Origin of the sequence: Gaetbulibacter sp. NE, assembly GCF_025548475.1 — a bacterium.
Classification (GTDB): domain Bacteria; phylum Bacteroidota; class Bacteroidia; order Flavobacteriales; family Flavobacteriaceae; genus Gaetbulibacter_B; species Gaetbulibacter_B jejuensis.
Window position 1 is genome coordinate 1 of sequence record NZ_JAOQHY010000028.1, and the last position, 958, is coordinate 958.

Sequence of the window (958 nt, forward strand, 5' to 3'; positions counted from 1 at the left end):
TTCAATAAATTTGATAGAAGCAAAAAGATAAAAAGTAAGTAAGTCAGTTTCTTCATAATTATTGCCAACGGTTACGTGTATGGCTCGTTGCGGAAAATCAGCTATGATTTTCCGCCGTAACCGAAAGATAGCAAATTGCAATGAATTCCGATTAGGAATTCAGCCGCAATGAGCTATACACGTTGTTGCCATTAGTTTTTTATTCGATAATATATTTTCAGTCCTATAGTAAATTCCACTCCAATTTTGTTTCCCTCTTTACGATAATAAGGTGAAAAATGTTCCTCGTCAAATTGTCTTGGCGTTAGATTCACAAAATTGCTATAACTATTTATTCTGTAATTCATTCCTATTCCAGTATACCAATTAAAACCAACTCTGTTACTTAAATTCACAAACATTCCAAATTTAGGAATAAAACCAATCTTTTGTCTATTATAATCTGCTTTGTCGAAAGTCAGATATTCATTTTGGTCGGAAAAGAAAGATTGCGTTATAAATTCTTCGTTTTGATTGATATAAAATAATTCTAAAGAAAAATATTTAATTGTTTTTCTGTTCGGATTTATTATTCGGTAGTATTCAGGTCGGATTTCCCATAATGAGTATTTATCTCCTGTGTTTATTATTGAAGAATTTGCATTTCCGTATCCAATATCAATTCCGATTTTAGTTTTTTCATTTAAATTCTTAATATAGCCTATTCTAAATCTTGGCGTAAAATATTTTCCATTATAATGAACAAAAAATGGGGAAAATAAATCAGTTGTAATATAACTTTCATTTCTCGGTTCTATGTCTTTTTTTGTTTGCGCATAAATTCCGATTGGAAATAACAAAATTAGGTAGACAATGTTTTTCATAAATTAATGGCAACGGTTTTCTTTACTTTGATATTATTAAATTTAACAAGAGTAGAGAGGAGAACTCGAACGGTCTTTAGGTAATACCTATTACA

The 958-nt window shown here is 29.6% G+C and carries 1 protein-coding gene; it reads right to left on the reverse strand.

The window, feature by feature from the left end:
• Positions 1-191: 191 nt before the first annotated feature.
• The gene (locus OD803_RS14455; RefSeq protein WP_262734062.1) at positions 192-863 is read right to left on the reverse strand and encodes a hypothetical protein; all 672 of its coding nucleotides are present in this window, start codon (positions 861-863) and stop codon (positions 192-194) included.
• Positions 864-958 lie beyond the last annotated feature (95 nt).